This window comes from Cohnella suwonensis (assembly GCF_042655365.1).
GTDB lineage: Bacteria > Bacillota > Bacilli > Paenibacillales > Paenibacillaceae > Cohnella > Cohnella suwonensis.
In genome coordinates, this window is sequence record NZ_JBHSMH010000014.1 from 1 (window position 1) to 16,764 (window position 16,764).

A 16,764-nucleotide genomic window follows, 5' to 3' on the forward strand; every position below is an offset into this window, starting at 1 on the left:
GAAAAGGCGACTTTTCATCCAATAAATGGGATGAAAAGTCGTCTTTTCGTTTAATCATTATTTCTTACTTCGAAAAATCGTAAGTTCTTCAGTGGCCTCGCGAATCGCATGGGGGTGTTCGTTCTATTCGTTCGATCAGGAATCGCTTCCCGTGCTCGCCGATTCCGTCGCTTCCGTCTTGGCGGCGTCCGGACGTTTACCGTCCCCGCCGTGCCGGCGGCCTTCGCCGAAGCCTTTGCCGTTTACGATTTTCTCGGCGATCGCTACTACGTCCTTCAGCCGCTCGTCCGCCTGCGCTTGCGTCAACTTGCCGTCCGTCACCTTTTGCTGGACGGAAGCCTTGATCGCCGTCACTTGCGCGTCGATCAGCTTCTGCGTTTCCACGCCTTTGGAAGCGGCCAGATCAGCTAGCGACTTGCCCGACTCCAGTTGCGTCTTCAGCTCGTCGACAGTCAATCCGAGCAGTTGTCCGGCCGACGTTAAATCCGGAGCCGCTCCGAATTTGCCGCCTCCGTGCCTGCCATCCATCCCGGCGGGCAGTTGGCCGTCGATCAGCTTGTCCAAGTTGTCGGCGTACTCCTTCTTCTGCTCCGCTTGGCGCTTATCGAACGCCGCGGTCAATGCCGCCTTCAATTGCTCCCTCGTCACTCCCTGCTGCTCGGCGATTTCCGCCAGCGTCGCTCCCGCCTTTGCCTTCTCCTCGTATGCCGCCTTATCCAGCTTCAGCAAGTCGAGCACTTCTTGCCCGACCGCTTGGCCTCCCCGGCCGAAACCTCCTTTCACCCAACCCGCTGCGCCATTTTGCGTCTGCGCCGCTTCGCTTTTGCTCGCGGATGAAGGATCCGAGTTGCCCGTGATCGTTGCCGCATACGCGGACATCGGGATCATCAGCGCCAGTACTGCCGTTATGCCTAAAGTTTTCGCCTTGTTTTTCATCTTCGTTTGCCTCCTTGGCAGGAATTGGTCTTACGCGCTCATTATGGACCGGAAATCTGAACCGCGGATGAGACGAAGCTTAATTTAGGCTAAGTATGCGCTGAGAGATTGCTGAATAGCCCGTCCCCCCCCCCCCCGGCATGACCGCCTACGAGAACGCGGAGCTTCCGCTCGTCCTTCGCGGAACGCCCGCCTCCAAGCGCGGAGCGCGCGTCATGGAGCTGTTGGAGCAAGTCGGCATCGCCGAATTCGCGGACCATTACCCGGGCGAGCTGTCCGGCGGACAGCAGCAGCGCGTCTCCGTGGCGAGATCGCTCATGCTGAACCCGCCCATCGTGCTGGTGGACGAACCGACCGGTAGCTTGGACAGCGACAACGAACGGCAGCTTCTCGATACGATTCGCGGATTAAATAAAGAGCGCGGCATGACGTTCGTCATCATTACCCACGACGAACAAGTCGCTTCTGTCGCCCATCGCAAGTTAACGCTGAAGGACGGATACCTGATGCGTTCCAAAGAGAAGGAAGAAACCGACGGACGAGCCGCCGCAGAGACCGTGTAACTCCGGTATAGAAATTGTCGAGTCGGCACGGGTATAATGGGGCGAACGAACCCGAACGGAGGAAATCCCATCCTGCGCAAAGCACCCTATGCCCTCATCTTGCTCGGCCTCGCGCTGCTCTCTTACCCTTATCTACGGGAAAAGTACGACGACCACCGTCAAAATGAATTGCTTCGGAAGCTGGAACGTCCGACATCGACGGCAGGTGCCCCGGTTACTCCGCTTGCCGTCGAATACGAGCGGCTTTCCGGCTTGCTCGGCCAGCAACCGCCGGAGGACGAGACCGTGCCGTCGCCGCCCCCGGCCATAGACAAACAAACGGAAGGCGCCCTCGGCGTTCTGACCATCGAGGGCATCGACGTCGAGCTGCCGATATTGGAAGGGGCCACCAAGGCGAACATGAAATACGCCTCCGCCCATATGACCGAGACGGCCGCCATCGGCCAACCGGGCAACGCTGCGATCGCCGCCCATCGCGCGAGAACGAAGGGTCGGCTGTTTAACCGCTTGAACGAAGTCAAGGTCGGCGACCGCATTCGGATCGATGCCGGAGACCGTTCGTACGAATATGACGTATTCCGTATCAAAGTCGTCGAGCCGACCGACCTCTCGGTGCTGGAGAACGAAGGGGATCTCGCGATGCTTACGCTGATCACGTGCGACCCGCTCGTCAATCCGACGCACAGGCTGATCGTGCAAGCGAAGCTGGTTAGCTAGCAAGATAGGACGGAAAGAGCAAAAAGCCGGACGCGAGTACTTCGCGTCCGGCTTTTTCCGTTATCCTCTCAATACACTTTCTCGGCCGCGTACTCTTTAGCCGATTTCGCGAAACTGAACGGCTTGCCCGCTTTTTTCAGCCCTGCGTCCACCGTAGCGTCGACGACGACCCATTTTCCGTTCAAGTACACTTCGTTCCACGCATGATAGCCTTTGACGTAACTCGTCGTACCCATGACCAGCTTCGCCGGGATCCCTTGGCTGCGAAGCATCGCGGCGTACAAGGAAGCGTAACCGTAACAGATCGCCTTGCCCGAGGCCAGCGTTCCGTCGATATCCGGAATATATTCCGAGGTAACGCTCTTCGCGAGTTCGTTGTCGTACTTAATGGCGCCGATCAAGAAGGCGTGAATCGCTTTCGCCTTTTGCTCGTTCGTCTTCGCGCCCTTCACGAGCTTCGTCGCCTTACCGACCGCATCTTCCGCGTTTTTCCAGTTCACGTTCTGCACCGCGTTCAAGAAAGGGACGGTCGCATTGTCGAGCTTCACGTCGACCTTTTGGGTGCGGAGCACTTTATATTGGTTTCCTTTGACGTTCTCCAGAAGCGTGACGGTATACGTTCCGTTCCCCATTTGAAGCGGAAGCCATACCGGATGTTCGGCATCGGCTTTCGATACAGTATACGTGTAAGAACGCCCGTCTTTCGAGACTTTCGCTTTCGTTAACTTATCCGTGTCGGAACCGAGCGTAATGCCGACCGTACCTTTGTTCGCGGCGGAAGCGTCCAACCAAGCAGCATCGATCGATTCGGCCGCCAACGCCGCCGGAGCTGCTGAGAATGCCAGCGCGATCGCCAGCAATAAGGGAATTATTTTCTTCAACGGTAAAACTCCTTTCGGTAACTGGCTGCCATCCTCAGGCGGGAAGGCCCTATAGCTTTGCGTCGCTGTCTTTCGACAGGTTTGCCGTTATCGGGGATTCGGTGCGATGAAGCAAAAAAAGCCCGGAATTTCGGTAGCTGGCTGCCATCCGAAAATCGGGAAGGCCCTGTAGCATTGCGTCGCTGCCTTTCGACAGGTTTGCCGTTATCGTGTTCGGCTTTCTTTGTTTTGATTATACTAGATTCGCGAAAAATAGACTAGTTTTTGTTTATTTGGACAGCTTGCGCCGTTTCCAGAGGAACCCGACGCCGGCGATGACAAGGGCGAGACCCGCCAGCTGCAAAGGCAGTGGGCTTGCTTCACCGGTCTTCGGCAGCGTTTTGCCGCCTTCTCCGTCTATGCCGCCGCGCGGCACTTTGTCCACGTCGATATCGACGAACGTGTCTTGCTCGTTGCCGTCCTTGTCTTTCACTGCGATGACGAATTTGTCTTTGCCGGTGAAGCCCTTCTTCGGCGTGTATGTCCATTTGCCTTTCGGATCGACCGTGACGGTACCGTTCTTCGGCTTTTCCTTGACGACGGGTTTCCCTCCGTCCGGCACTTCGACTTTACCCGTCGTCGGCTTGTCTTCCGGTGTCTTCTTCGTATCCGTGACCGGCGGTTTTACCGGCGGCTTGACCGGCGGTTCAACCGGAGGTTCGACCGGCGGTTCGACCGGCGGTTCAACCGGAGGCTCGACTGGCGGAACCACTGGCGGAACCACTGGCGGCACTACCGGTGGCACGACTGGCGGGATTACCGGCGGTACTACTGGCGGGACGACAGGGTTTCTCGTATTTTCCAACGACAAGGTGACGAATTGGTGAGTCGAGTCGATGGTGACGGCATGCTCCGCCGCATCGAGTTGGTACCCTGCGGGCGCCGCCGTTTCCTTCAAGTAATACTGCCCCGACAAAAGCTTATCGAACAAGATTTCGCCGCTGGCGTCAGTCGTCAACGTGTTAATCAAGATTCGCGTCGCGCCGACTTGTCTTTCGAGCTTAAAAGTGGCCCCGGGCAGAACGATGGCATGATCCGCTTGGTCCACTTTCGTGACCGTCAGCGATCCTATCACGCCGCTTCCCGTGCCCGAACCCGAAGAAACGCCGACTTTGACGTTCTTATCCGTCTGTTTCGTTCCGGTGGAAACGCCGTTGCCCGAAAACTCGACCGCGTTACCGACGTTTTCGTTGTTAAGGGCGGCGATCAAAGAGTCGTATTCCAGCAAATATGCGGTATGAATCGTATTGTTAAAGCTCAAGACGAACGATTGCGTACCGTCGGCTGCCCTGTTAATCGTCAGCGCGTATTCCGAAGCCGGAACGACGGCGCCCTTCGTTAACGTGCCATCTGCCGCGACATTCGTCGCGTAAAGCTTGAAGGAATCGTCGATCAACACTTGGTTGTCCGTCGGCGTATCAGTGATTTTCGCGCTGCTTACGGTCGATTGTCCTTTGTTGATGAACACTTTCCAATGGATGAGTTCGCCGTCCTGCGCGCCGTCCTTCGAGACGTAGATGCCGCCTTGAGGAATCGTGACGGATGCCGTCAAATCTTTCGATACGTCGGTCGCCCCGTCCTTCACCTTCGCCGTATTCGTAGCCGTCGTTCCGATAATTTGATTATCGAGATTCGTTTCGAACGTGATGAAGTAAGGAGAGGAAATCGCGTTGTTGAATTCGACGCTTAATGTCTGCCCTGTTACATTGACCGTATATTCGGAAGGGTCTACTAACGAACCTATCGACGTGCCTCCTCCCGTCGCGATGTTCATGCCGTACACTTTAACCGAACCGCTTACGAGCGTTTGCCCGACTTCCAGTACGTCGACCATCTCGGCATTCGCGAGCGTCTTCAGATTATAGTTGACGCCTACCGTCCATGTAATCGTCTTGCTGGTCGCGTTGTACGAACCGGATTTAGAGCCGTTGTTTTTCGTTGCCGCGTTCGGCACGAACGAGTTCGATATATTCGCTTCGTGAGGCGTTACTCCCTCCAACCAAGCCGCATGGGCGTGATTGTCGAAGTTCGAACCGGACGTCAGCCAATCATTGTTGAATTTCGTTTTGTAGGTAATGTCGATTTGCTCGGTTACGTTGCCGGCGAATACGATCTCGAAACCTTTCTTGTAATCTCCGCCAAGAGGAGTTAACGTGTAATCCGCGGGATCGGCGAGCGTAGCGCCGCTCTTCTTCTTGACGACGACGGAAGCCGGATCGAGCTCGATGCCGCTTTCCGTGAACGTATCCGTGATTTTCGCGCTTGTCATCCCGAAATCATTGCCGTTGAAGTGCAGCTGCCATTGAACGGTTTTGTTTACGTAATCGGGACTGTTGTTGGACTTAGTCAATACGACTTGTTGGAAATTCCGGCTCGTATTCTTGCTAAAGCCGCCGGAGGATACCGAATTATGGACCGTGCCGTCCGCATAGACGGGATCGACCGCTTTCGTCTGGTAAGAGATTCGGTAAGCAGAACTTATCGCTGCGTTGAATTGGATATCGAATGTGTTTTTATGAGTCACGGCATCATTGGTTACGGCCGATAAAGTATAATCGTCAGCCATCCCTTCCGTTAACGCCGCGCCGACGACCGGATTGCCGGAAGCATCGAACGTGACTTCGCGGACCTGTACCGATCCAGGCACGAGCATATGAATATCGTCGAAGCTATCCGTCACCTTCGCGTTCGCTTGAGTTATCGTCTTCTGGTTGAAGTTATAATCGACTTCCCATGTAACCGTCTGGGTCGTGGAGCTATACCCGGAAGAACGCTTGTCGAGCGGGGTGCCGTACGATACAGCAACGGTAGCGGACGATTTCGCTGCCGTCAGCCCCGAACCCCCGAACGTCGCTTCGTTCGTGAAGCTCGTCTTCGACTCGTCCGTAATTGACGTCTCGAAGACGATACGATAAGCCTTGTTGATGGAGCTACCGAACGTAAGGTTAAAGCTTTTGTTGTCCGCGGCTATGCCGGGATTGTAGGTAGCGGCGGTTACGCTGCCCGGTACGACGGAACCGTCCAACTGGACTTCCGCGTCGTACACTTTCAAGGTCGCCGGGTTGATTTCCAGCCCCGCCGGGAATGTATCTGACACGAACGCGCCGGATACCGTCTCCAGCTTCTTGTTGACGTCTACCGTCCACAAGATTTTTGTCGGGTTTTTTTTCGCATCGGGCTCGCCTTTCTTATCGATCGTCTGGTTCACTTTCGGTTTGAAGAGAACCATCGCTTTGAACGGTCCGCTCTTGATGGGGAAAGTGATTTCCTGCGTCGTGCCGCCCGTGAATTTCGACTCGTCGAACTGAGTTCGTACGGTCAAAGTTCCCGAGACGTCGTCGTGGGATTCCATGTAATCGTTAAACGTCATGACGACATCGTGCGTGGCCTTATCCACGGTGAACGTGCCGACGTTATCGCCTCCGAAGATCAGATAAGCCGGCGAAGCCGGATCTTTGCCGATATCGTTGAATAAAGTGAATTCATCCGGAAGCTTAAAGGTAAACGTACTTCCTGCCTCATAATCAGGAGTGTTCGGCAACTCCCACGCGAAATCCAACTTCACGTCCGAACCTTGCTCGAGCGCAGTCGCCGCCGGCAAAGGATTGCCGTGAGCATCGAGCCCGGTGAGCGTTACGGACGTAATCAGGTTGTCCGGAATGGACACGGGAGCGGCGTTGACTTTCCCTAGACTGCTGACGCTCTGCCACATCAGCAATAAAGCCAATACGAAAAATCCAATCTTTTTCATCGTAAAAAATTCCTCCATCCTTGCTTGAGCCGATTTGAAGCCCACAGCTTCGCAATATACAGCATACATTTGCCAACTATACAAAATCTGACCAAGTTCGCGCCGATTCGCCGAACATGCGAAAGAACCCCTTTGACTCGAAGGCCAAAGAGGTTTGATCCGTGCCGATTATCCGATCATTATGATTTGGCGCGAAGCCGCTCGTACAGTTGTAACGCCGCCTCGGACGGTTCTTCGCCGAATTCCGTCCGCAGCATGTTTTCCAGTTCCTCGTAATGTCGCATGGCCAAAGAGCCGAAACCTTCCCTATCGTAAAGATCGATCAACGCCTCATAGATTTCCTCCGCGTAAGGGAATTCCGTGAGCAGCTTCTCGTACGCGTCCGCGGCTTCCTTGCCCCGGTCGCTTTCGGACCAGTAGCGGCATAATTCCATTCCGTGCCGGTAGCGCAAGTTCCGCAGACGTTGGCGTTCCCCTTCCGCCCAGCCATAATCGTGCTCCGATAAGTAGTCGCCCGGATACGCCGCGAACGAGAGCGCGTGGCGTCCCTCGGTTCCGTCGTCCAATTCCCCGATCGCGCGTAACTCCTTCTCCCACTCCGACGAGTCGACCGACACGCCGTCCGCTTTCAGCAAATATCCGTCTCCGCTGTTGACCAACTCGATGCCGAGCCCTGAGTGCTCGAACGATTTGCGAAGCCGATAGATCGCCGTGTACATTTGCGCGTAGCCTTTCTTCTCGTCCACGTCCGGCCATAGAAGTTCGAGCAGCGTCTCTTTGCGAACCGGTTGCCCGCGCTTATGGATCATGTAGGCGAATAGTTCCTTCGCCTTGGCCGTTCTCCAAGAGAGCGCCTCTCCGTGACCGTCCGCGACGACAAGCGAAGGACAGCACCGCACGGCTGCTTTGACGGACGATTGGCTTGCTTCGTATCCGGCGGCAACCGTTCCGGGAACGATCTGTTTCTCCAGCCTGGATACCGTAAGCGCCAGTCTATCGGGATAAACCGGCTTCAGCAAATAATCGAGCGCGTTGAGCTCGAACGCTTTGATCGCGTAATCGTCGTAAGCGGTGACGAATACGACCGCAACCGATTCGTCCATGTCGAGAAGTTTGTCCGCGAATTCGAGTCCGCTCAACTGCGGCATGTCGATATCGACGAACGCCGCGTCCGGCTTGAGGGATCCGGCTTGTGCGAGCGCCTCGACGGGATTAATGAAGCTACCGACGATCTCGATTCCGTCGATCTTGCCCAATTGGGCCTCTAGACTTCGAAGCGCCAACGGTTCGTCATCCAGCAAAATCACTTTCATCCTTGTTTCCCCCCTTTTCCCTCGTCTTCGGGCTCTTCGTGCATCCATTGGAAAAGAGGCCGCTCCGGGGTCTGGCAGACCATCGGATACAGCCTCCGCGCTAGCGGATTATCGATTCTTGCGGTCGGACGGCAGCAGGAACGCGAAGAGTCCGGACAGCGGCAGGAAGCTGCACGCCAGCATGACCGAATGCAAGCCGTACGCGTCCGCCGCATTGCCGAGCGCCACGCCGCCGATCGCGCCCATCCCGAACGCGAGACCCGTCGTCAGGCCCGAAGCCATGCCGACGCTTTTCGGCATAAGGAACTGCGCATATACGACCGCGACAGAGAAGCCGGATAGAATGACGAAACCGAGCAGCGTAATCGCCGGATATACCCATGCGAGCGGCAAATGCGGCAACGCGAGAGCGATAGGCGACGCGCCGAGAATGGAGAAGACGATCATTTTCTTCATGCCGAAGCGATCCGCCAAGACGCCTCCGAAATACGTGCCCAATACGCCCGCGGCGAGGAACAGGAAGACCGGAATTTGCGCCTGCTGTTTCGTCAATCCGTAATCGTCCTTCAAATAAAATTGGTAGAAGCTCCCGACGCTCGTATGGTACCAAGAACGCGCGAACACGAGAAGAACGAGCAATCCCATCGCGAACTTGACCCGCGGATGGTTCGACAACGCCTGCGACGCGGAACCTGCGCGACCCGCTCCGGCTCCCGCGTTACGAGCGCGTTCCGCGTCCCATTCCGCCAGCTTGCGCCTGTACCACGGCACGACGCCGAGCAAGACGGCGATCGCGAGCGCCGCGAACAAGGTGCCCCAGATCGCTCCGATCTGACCCAGCGGCACGAATACGAAGATCGTCATGAGCGGCGCGAGCGAGCTGCCCGCGTTGCCTCCGACTTGATAGACGGACTGGGCGAACCCGCGCCTGCCTCCCGCGGCGAAGTAGACGACCCGCGAGCCTTCCGGATGGAAGATGGCCGATCCGAGTCCGACGAACACGACCGACAACAATAAATACCAGAAGCCCGGCGACAAGGCGATGCCGCACATGCCGATGAGGCTGAGCCCCATTCCGATCGGTAGCATCGACGGCCTCGAGCGCTTATCCGAATAGGCTCCGATGACGGGCTGCATGACCGAGGACGTCATATTCAGCATGAAACCGATCCACCCGACTTGCGTAAGTGATAGATTCAAGGAGTCCTCGAGGATCGTATATAACGCCGGCACGACGGCCTGCATCGAATCGTTGAGCATATGGACCAAACTGATGGCGAGCAAGACGGGCAAGGCGACTTTCGTGGCCGAATCCGATGCCGCCCTTGACGTTCCCGCGAACGAAGCCAATGGCGTACCCTCCGATTCATTCTTTCTGCCTACCCAGTGTAGATTCGCTATCCGGGGAAGTCAAGATAAGGTTAAGTTACCAGATGTTCGCAACGGCTTGCATGAAGGCTTTCATGGCCGGATGCGAAGCCGACTTCGCCCAAGCGTCGACTTGGTCCTCGTCGCCCGCGAACGCTAGCTTGAGCGCTTCCCGCAACTCATCCCGGTATCGGCTACCCTCGGCAGCCTCTTCGTCTTTCAACGCTTTCGCCATTTTAGCCCAATTCGCTTTGTCGCTCTCGAAATAATCGCGCTCCGGGTACTTCTCGGCCATCGCGATCGCCGAATCGAACGTCCCGGAGAAAATAAGATCCAATGCGATCGAATAACCGACGAACCGGTGGGAGGGATCCGTCTTTAAAGCTTGCGCGAAAAGTTCCGAAGCTTCCTTGATCTTTCCTTGCTTCAGATAGGCTTTCGCGTAAATCGATTTCGCATAACCTTCGTCCGCTTGCCAACTTTCGGATTGCCGGTAGATGTCATAGTACTTGTCGACGTTCTTCCAATTCTCGGTTTCGATGTTGTGCATGAAAAGCATAAAGGCATACTTTCCCGAGTCGTCCGCCTTCATCATTTTTTCCGCGTACGTCATTGCATCTTCCGGCCACTTCCCCGCTCTATTGATGGAAGACTCCGTCTCGTATAAGCGTATAATCATATGCAAGCTATACCGGTCGCCCGGATCGGTCTCGTAATCCTTCTTGTATGCGGCCATCGCTTCGTTCAACTTACCTTCCAACAGCAGCCGATCCGCCTCGGTCAAAGTCCGCGCCTTCAAATAGAAAAACGGCAGCGGCCCCATCGTTTTTCCGTCCAGCCTGTACCCGTTGCTCCTCGAGATCAACCGGTCGTTCCCGTCGTAGGCTTCCACGTACCAAGAGAATCGGCCGTCCGGGTTCCCGAAACCGAGAAGCCCCGTCGGATCCGGCACGTTCTTGCCGTCGACCGACTGGTAACTGATCCCCCCGGACGATTCGTAGAGTTGCTCCAGCGAAATCTCCGCTTCCGAGCCCTTGATATGCGATGCGATTCGAGGATTGGAATAACCGCCGCTTCCGAATGGAAACGTGCCATGCAAAGCATAATAGGCGGCGCCTTCGACGGGATCCCACTCGAACTTAACCGTCCGGCCCGTAATGACTTGATCGTTGGCCGGAGACCGAATGCCGATTAACGGCTGTAGCGTGACGTTTTGTTCCAGCTCCTGCCCGCCGCGAATATCCAACCAATCGTTATACATCGCCGGGTACGTCCAGCCGTCGATCTGCTCGTACGACACGCCGATGGCGAGCTGATAACTGCCGGGAACGACCCCTCTGAAGGAGTACCGCCCTTGGGCGTCCGTCAGCGTCTGATAAGGTTCGTCGTTCAACAGGCTATGATTGATGGCGTTGCTCTGCCGCAAATAGACGCCGATGCCGACCAGCGGACTGCCGTCGCTCCGCTTCGCGACGCCGGATACCGATGCTCCCTCTCCGCCCGCCGCGGACAAGATTCGCGCGCGCATCCGTTCGACTTCGGTTTCGGTATAGCTGTCCCGATATCCGCCAGCACTAGCCATCAACTCGTCAAGCAACTTCGTCGCGTTTGCGTATTCTTCGTTTCTCGCATGGATTTTCGCCCGGTTCAGCTTCATCAGTCCCGCTTGATTGCCCCCGGAGGCGTCATCCTCCAGCCTGCTCTCGCCGAGCTCGAGTGCGGCAAGCGCATCGTCGTCTCGCCCCATTTTCTCGTAAATGAACGCAAGCTGTTCCGCCGCCCGGGCAAGGTAGCCGTCGACCGGTCCTTCAGCGACGTATTCCTTCAAGAATCCGACTTTCTCCATCTCGGACCAAGGAGGAGCGTCGGGAAGCGTCGGGACGCCGCCCATGTAATAAAATCCTGCGCCGACCACGACGTCGAAGCGGCTGAGATCGAAATCCGTCCCGTTCTCGATGACGTGCTTGCGAATCAGCGACAGCTTCTCCCATCGGGAGGCATGATCGATCGCGCGCTTCATCGCCGCCTTACCGTTCGGGGCTCCGCCGGCGAAGTCCTTCTTCACGTTCGCCATTTGAACCTTCGGAACGATCCAACATTGAAGCAACAGGAAGATGCCGAGCAACGTTCCGACGAGCAAGACGAGATGCTTAACCTTGAGTGTTGCCGTCACGGAACGCCACCGCCTTCTCGTATTCGTCTTTCCAATAGGTGTTACCGCCCGCTCGCACGAGTTCCCGCCGCTCGTAGGACGGAGTCTCGTCCGGGGCCGGAACCTCCTTGAGGCGAACGCCGACGAACAATGTCATTGCGACAGCGAAGCCGATGCCGATCGGGAAAAGCGGCACGCGGAGCTCCATGTTCCACCAGGCATGCAGGCGATCCCGGCGCGTGCGGGGATGGGTACGCCTGAGCGTCTCCGCCGCTTTCGCGAACTTCACGTCCTTCAATTCTTCGTCCAACCGCCGGCTAATAAGCGCCTGCTCCCGCGTTTTCTCCGGACTCATCCCCGTCTTCCTCCTCTTCCAGCCATTCTTTCAACTTCGCCCTAGCTCTCGCCAGCCTCGACTTGATCGTATTTTCTTTCTCGGACGTCTGTTCCGCGATTTCGGAGACGGACATCTCGTTAAAATAGTAAAGAACGATCGGCTCCCGGTATTTGTAATCCAACCGAAGGATCGCATCGCTCAACCTTTCGCTGCGCCATTCCGCCAGCAGCAGGTTTTCCGGATCGGTTGCCGTCGCGACCGATAAGCGATCGACGTCCGCGAAAGGAAACACGCGCCGCCAGCTCCAAGCTCGCATTCTCATCCTGCACCGGTTCGCGACGATGCGCAGGAGCCAGCTTCTCAGCTTATCCGGATGTTTGAGCTGCCGGATGCGGCCGAACGCTTGTACGAAAGCGTCCATCGTCGCTTCTTCCGCAGCCTGGCGATCGCGGGTGAGCAAATAGGCGGTTCGCGTCATTTCGTCGCCGTAACGTTCCATCAGCGCATGAAGCGCCGCCTCGTCTCCGTTCAATAACCCGCTAAAGAGATCCAGATCGGCTCCCTCCTCTCCAACAATAAGATGCTTGCTCGAGCGTTTCGGTTGCGTATTCCCGGAAATTTTCCTGATTTTAATAAGTCGCTCTCAGCAATAACGTGATGGGATAGCGCTATGTCGGCAAAAATGCGGCAATAAGGGGAGATAGAGCGATACGGTAACGTTATCGACGTCCGCCGTGTAGAAGAAGAGAAGTTGGCGGCGGTGGCGATGATGGCGCATCGGCGCTTGAGCCAATCTTTCCCGTCGCGTACTAGCCCTTTTTCGCATGGCGCTATGCTTGTCTCAATCAGTCGGGGGCATCTCTTCATACACTGAATCATCTTCTTGCATGGGAGGTGTTGTTTAATTGAGTACAAGCCCACGAAACGCAAGCGCTTCTCAAGGCCTGAAAGCGACGACGAAATACTGGGGCGGATTCTGGGGACAGTCTTCGAACTGTTGCCCGACTTATTGCTATATGCATGAATCGTATAAGCGCGAATGCAAAAAGAGCTGCTCTTGCGGATGCGATCACAAGAAAAGCAGCTGCGATCACAAAAGCAACCGTAGCCAAGGCCATTCCGGCGGTCGTTCCGGTTGTCGCTGTGGAGGCCATTCCGGCGGTCGCTCTGGAGGTCGTTCCGGTTGTCGCTCCGGCTGTCGCCGTTAAGCCGAACAAATCCCGAGGATAAATACGGGCAACAAAAAAGAACCGTTTCCGGTTCCGATGGGCAGTCCTGAACGCCGGGAGGCTTTCAAGGCTGTTTTTTTATGAAACAAGGCCGACTTGCCTATTCGCGCTCGAACTTGAAGTTGCGGGCGATATCAATGATCGGCGTCGAAGCGACGGAAATGACAAATTTGAGCACGTACATCTTGATGGCGATTTCCCACCAGACGTCCCACGCGTATTCGCCGGCGGGTCGGAAATTGTCCCAATCCTCGCCGGCCGGCCGTTGCCTTCTATGGAATTACGCGGAAGCGCGCTCCGCATTGGCGGTCTCGGCGCTAGGCTTGATCTTGATTTGGCGGACGAACAGGGCAAGCGGCAATGCCGCTACGGCGATGAACGTCGCGATCAGGTACACGTCGTTCACGCTCATCGTGAACGCCATCACGCCGATGTGCGCAACGTCCTTGTCGCCCGCAAGCGCCATCGCGGTGCCATGGTGCGCGGACCGCGTCGCGAGCAGCGTCGTGAAGATCGCGATCGCGAACGAGCCGAAGACGTTGCGCGTCCAGTTCATGATCGCGGACGCATGCCCTGACAGCTCCCGAGGCACGAGCTCCATGCCGGCGTTGCTCGACGGCATCATGACGAGGGCGATGCCCAAGTTGCGGACGACCATCCAGAACAGAATGTACCCGTGGGAGACGTCGATGCTGAGCCAGCTCAGCGTCAGCGTTCCGATCGTCAGCAATACGATGCCGACCGCCATGAGCCAGCGAGGGCCGACGACGCTATACAGCTTGCCGACGATCGGCATGACGAGCGCCATCGCTAGCGAAGCCGGCAACAGGATGAGTCCCGTATCGATCGCCGAGACGTTCTGGATCCGCTGCAGGAACACCGGCGTCAGGAACGTACCGGAGTAGAGGCTGATCGTCAGAATGTTCGCGATGAACAAATTCAGCGTGTACCGGCCGTTCCGGAAGATGCGAAGGTTTAACAGCGGCGTCTTCGCGGTCAGCTCGCGCCAGATGAACAGAACGAGCATGATCGAGCCGCCGACGAGCAGGGAGACGACTTTCGCGGAGTCCCAGCCCCAGTTATGACCTTGACCGAGAGCCAGAAGCAGTGACGAGCTGCTCAGGATGACGGTCAGGAAGCCGAACAAGTCGAAGCTCTTCGGCACGCGAGGCCCCAGAGGGCGACCGCCATCGCTTGCTTGTCGCGAGGAATGATCTGATAGATAATAGACATCGTAGCGGGAATGATCAATCCGCTAAACGCCCCTTGCAGCACGCGGAACGCGATGAGGGAATATTCGTCCCATGCCGCCGCGCATAGCGCCGAGGTTACCGTGAATCCGATCAGGGAATACAGGTAAAGCCGTTTATAGCTCAGCTTCTCTCCCAAGTAACCGACGATCGGCGCCGTCGTTCCCATCGCGAGCATAAAGCCGGTGAGCGTCCACGTCACGGTATCGAGCGACGTATCGAAATGGTTTTTCAAAATCTCGAGAGCGATATTAATCGTGGACGAGGCCAGTATGCATAGAAACGATCCGATAAAAATCGCAACCATGATCGGCAGAAAACGTATTTCTTGTTGCTTGCTCTTATGTCTCTATTTACATATAATAGAAAACGAACATTCATCATACACCGACTTCTGGTATTATGTCAAAGTTTACTTATCGTCTGGAGGCCCAGCCTTGAACACCCTCTCGTACGGCTTACTCAGCCTGCTTTCCCATTCTCCGTTGTCCGGCTACGACCTGATGTTGAAAATACAGCCTTTCTGGCCCGCCAAGCATAGCCAGATCTATCCTTTGCTCTCTTCCATGGAGAAGGAGGAGCAAGTGTCTTTCGAACTCGTCGCCCAGAGCGACAAACCCGACAAGAAGGTATATACCATCACGTCCAGAGGTCTAGCCTCCTTGCGGGAATGGCTCGCCGAGCCGGCCTCGGACCCTGTCCTGAGGGACGAATTGATGCTGAAAGCTTACTGCGTTTCGGCCGTCGACCCCGAGGTGGCCCGACCGCTGTTCCGACACCGTTTGGAGTTTTACGAGGCCAAGGTCGTCCGCGTCGAAGAGAAAATCGCCAGTATTCGCCGCGATGCGGGATTGTCCGAGAGCGAATCGCCGGATTATCGTTCCGCTCGGTTCGGCGCGTTCATTCTGCTGAACAAAGCGTTAATGGCCTCCCGCACGAACATCGAATGGTGCCGCTGGGTACTCGGCTTGATTCCGGTCGACGCCGTCGAAACCAAGGAAGAACGTTAGCCCTCCCCGTCCGCAGTCGTCCCGTCTAATAGATAGCATTGGAGCCTACGATATGAACGAAGAAATACGCGCGGCAAGCGAAAAAGCCGTCATCATCGGCGCCGGCCCTTGCGGGCTTTCCGCCGCGTTGGAGCTTCAGGAAGTCGGCATCGAACCGCTTCTGATCGAGAAGAACGCCGTCGTCCATTCCATTTATCAATATCCGATTTATTTGCAATTTTTCAGCACGGCCGAGTTGCTCGAGATCGGAGGCATCCCGTTCACTTCGGTGAACGAAAAGCCCATGAGGCGCGAAGCGCTCCAGTATTACCGCGACGTCGCCTTGCGCCGCAAGCTTCGGATCCGCGCCTACGAAACGGCGACGTCGATCGTCCCGCTAGAGGACGGTTCGTTCCTCGTGGAGACGGTCGACCGATTCGGCAGAGCCTCCTCGTACGCGACGAAGAACGTCATCGTGGCGACCGGTTATTTCGACCATCCGAACATGCTCGGCATTCCCGGCGAGCAATTGCCGAAGGTCAGCCACTTCTTCCAAGAAGCTCACCCGTACACGGGCATGAAAGTCGCCATCATCGGCGGCAATAACTCCGCGGTCGACGCCGCGATGGAGCTTCTTCGCGTCGGCGCGGACGTTACCGTCGTCTACCGGGGAGAAGATTACTCCCCCAGCATCAAGCCGTGGGTTCGTCCGTTATTCGAAGGCAACGTCAACAAAGGAAAGATCCGCATGCTCTTCTCTTCGCGAATCGTCCGCATCGACGCCGGTACGGTGACCGTCCAGCCGAACGGGGAGGACGCACCGGCTTACGACATCGACAACGACTTCGTCCTGGCGATGACCGGTTTTCGTCCGGAACGTACGCTGCTGACGGACGCCGGCGCGTTCGTCGATGTCGAGACGACGGTCCCCGCGTTCGATCCCGCGACGATGGAGACGAACGTGCCCGGACTGTTCATCGCTGGCGTCATCGCCGCGGGGCGCGAAGCGAACGAAATCTTCATCGAGAGCGGCCGTCAACACGGCACGCTCATCGCCCGGCGCATCGCGGAAGTATGAATACAGGAAGTTCCGGTTCGGTTTCGAAGCCCAAATCGCCGGAACCCGCCCCCGCTCCCGAGAGGCCACTGAATAACCTACGATTTTTTGAATCAGTAAGTGATTGACTAAATCAAAAGACGACTACTATCCCAAAATAAGGATATATAGTCGTCTTTTTC

Annotated in this window: 14 protein-coding genes and 2 riboswitches; of the genes, 4 read left to right on the plus strand and 10 right to left on the minus strand. The window is 56.4% G+C overall.

Annotation, left to right across the window (positions count from 1 at the left end; all coding sequences use genetic code 11):
- Nucleotides 1–135: 135 nt before the first annotated feature.
- Entirely contained in the window at nt 136–936 is an 801-nt protein-coding gene (locus ACFPPD_RS07070; RefSeq protein WP_209751675.1) for a hypothetical protein, read from the minus strand.
- A gap of 140 nt (nt 937–1,076) precedes the next feature.
- On the opposite strand from ACFPPD_RS07070, the gene ACFPPD_RS07075 reads away from it, so the two are divergent.
- Nucleotides 1,077–1,499, plus strand: a complete 423-nt coding sequence (locus ACFPPD_RS07075) for an ABC transporter ATP-binding protein (protein WP_209751677.1) — start codon at nt 1,077–1,079, stop codon at nt 1,497–1,499.
- A 36-nt stretch (nt 1,500–1,535) separates the two neighbouring features.
- Nucleotides 1,536–2,216, plus strand: coding sequence for a class D sortase (locus ACFPPD_RS07080; RefSeq protein ID WP_209751679.1), 681 nt, complete (start codon nt 1,536–1,538; stop codon nt 2,214–2,216).
- A 68-nt stretch (nt 2,217–2,284) separates the two neighbouring features.
- On the opposite strand, the gene ACFPPD_RS07085 is transcribed toward ACFPPD_RS07080, so the two are convergent.
- The 9 genes from ACFPPD_RS07085 to ACFPPD_RS07125 all read right to left on the minus strand — a co-directional run bounded on the left by ACFPPD_RS07085 (nt 2,285) and on the right by ACFPPD_RS07125 (nt 14,843).
- The gene (locus ACFPPD_RS07085; protein ID WP_209751681.1) at nt 2,285–3,097 is read right to left on the minus strand and encodes a transglutaminase-like domain-containing protein; all 813 of its coding nucleotides are present in this window, start codon (nt 3,095–3,097) and stop codon (nt 2,285–2,287) included.
- 13 nt (nt 3,098–3,110) lie between these two features.
- Nucleotides 3,111–3,193: riboswitch (cyclic di-GMP riboswitch) on the minus strand.
- A 33-nt stretch (nt 3,194–3,226) separates the two neighbouring features.
- Nucleotides 3,227–3,310, minus strand: a riboswitch (cyclic di-GMP riboswitch).
- A 55-nt stretch (nt 3,311–3,365) separates the two neighbouring features.
- Entirely contained in the window at nt 3,366–6,887 is a 3,522-nt protein-coding gene (locus ACFPPD_RS07090) for a collagen binding domain-containing protein (protein ID WP_209751683.1), read from the minus strand.
- Nucleotides 6,888–7,066: 179 nt separating this feature from the next.
- Entirely contained in the window at nt 7,067–8,200 is a 1,134-nt protein-coding gene (locus ACFPPD_RS07095) for a response regulator (RefSeq protein WP_209751685.1), read from the minus strand.
- Nucleotides 8,201–8,308: 108 nt separating this feature from the next.
- A complete protein-coding gene (locus tag ACFPPD_RS07100) occupies nt 8,309–9,550 on the minus strand; it encodes an MFS transporter (RefSeq protein ID WP_378081651.1) in 1,242 nt (413 codons plus the stop codon).
- Between the two features lie 76 nt (nt 9,551–9,626).
- A complete protein-coding gene (locus ACFPPD_RS07105) occupies nt 9,627–11,741 on the minus strand; it encodes a hypothetical protein (RefSeq protein WP_209751687.1) in 2,115 nt (704 codons plus the stop codon).
- Complete coding sequence (locus tag ACFPPD_RS07110; protein WP_209751688.1) at nt 11,719–12,075, minus strand: hypothetical protein; 357 nt, start codon at nt 12,073–12,075, stop codon at nt 11,719–11,721. The genes ACFPPD_RS07105 and ACFPPD_RS07110 overlap by 23 nt, the downstream gene beginning before the upstream one ends.
- Nucleotides 12,038–12,589: a sigma-70 family RNA polymerase sigma factor gene (locus tag ACFPPD_RS07115; RefSeq protein ID WP_378081654.1), complete on the minus strand. Its 552-nt coding sequence runs from the start codon at nt 12,587–12,589 to the stop codon at nt 12,038–12,040. Before ACFPPD_RS07115 ends, ACFPPD_RS07110 begins: the two co-directional genes overlap by 38 nt.
- A gap of 977 nt (nt 12,590–13,566) precedes the next feature.
- The gene (locus tag ACFPPD_RS07120) at nt 13,567–14,451 is read right to left on the minus strand and encodes an MFS transporter (RefSeq protein ID WP_378081655.1); all 885 of its coding nucleotides are present in this window, start codon (nt 14,449–14,451) and stop codon (nt 13,567–13,569) included.
- Nucleotides 14,418–14,843 (minus strand): MFS transporter, encoded by a 426-nt coding sequence (locus ACFPPD_RS07125; protein ID WP_378081657.1) that lies wholly within the window; start codon nt 14,841–14,843, stop codon nt 14,418–14,420. Before ACFPPD_RS07125 ends, ACFPPD_RS07120 begins: the two co-directional genes overlap by 34 nt.
- A gap of 130 nt (nt 14,844–14,973) precedes the next feature.
- Between ACFPPD_RS07125 and ACFPPD_RS07130 the strand changes: the two genes are divergently transcribed.
- Nucleotides 14,974–15,546, plus strand: coding sequence for a PadR family transcriptional regulator (locus ACFPPD_RS07130; protein ID WP_209751690.1), 573 nt, complete (start codon nt 14,974–14,976; stop codon nt 15,544–15,546).
- Between the two features lie 52 nt (nt 15,547–15,598).
- Nucleotides 15,599–16,603, plus strand: a complete 1,005-nt coding sequence (locus ACFPPD_RS07135) for a YpdA family putative bacillithiol disulfide reductase (RefSeq protein WP_209751692.1) — start codon at nt 15,599–15,601, stop codon at nt 16,601–16,603.
- The last annotated feature ends 161 nt before the right edge of the window (nt 16,604–16,764 follow it).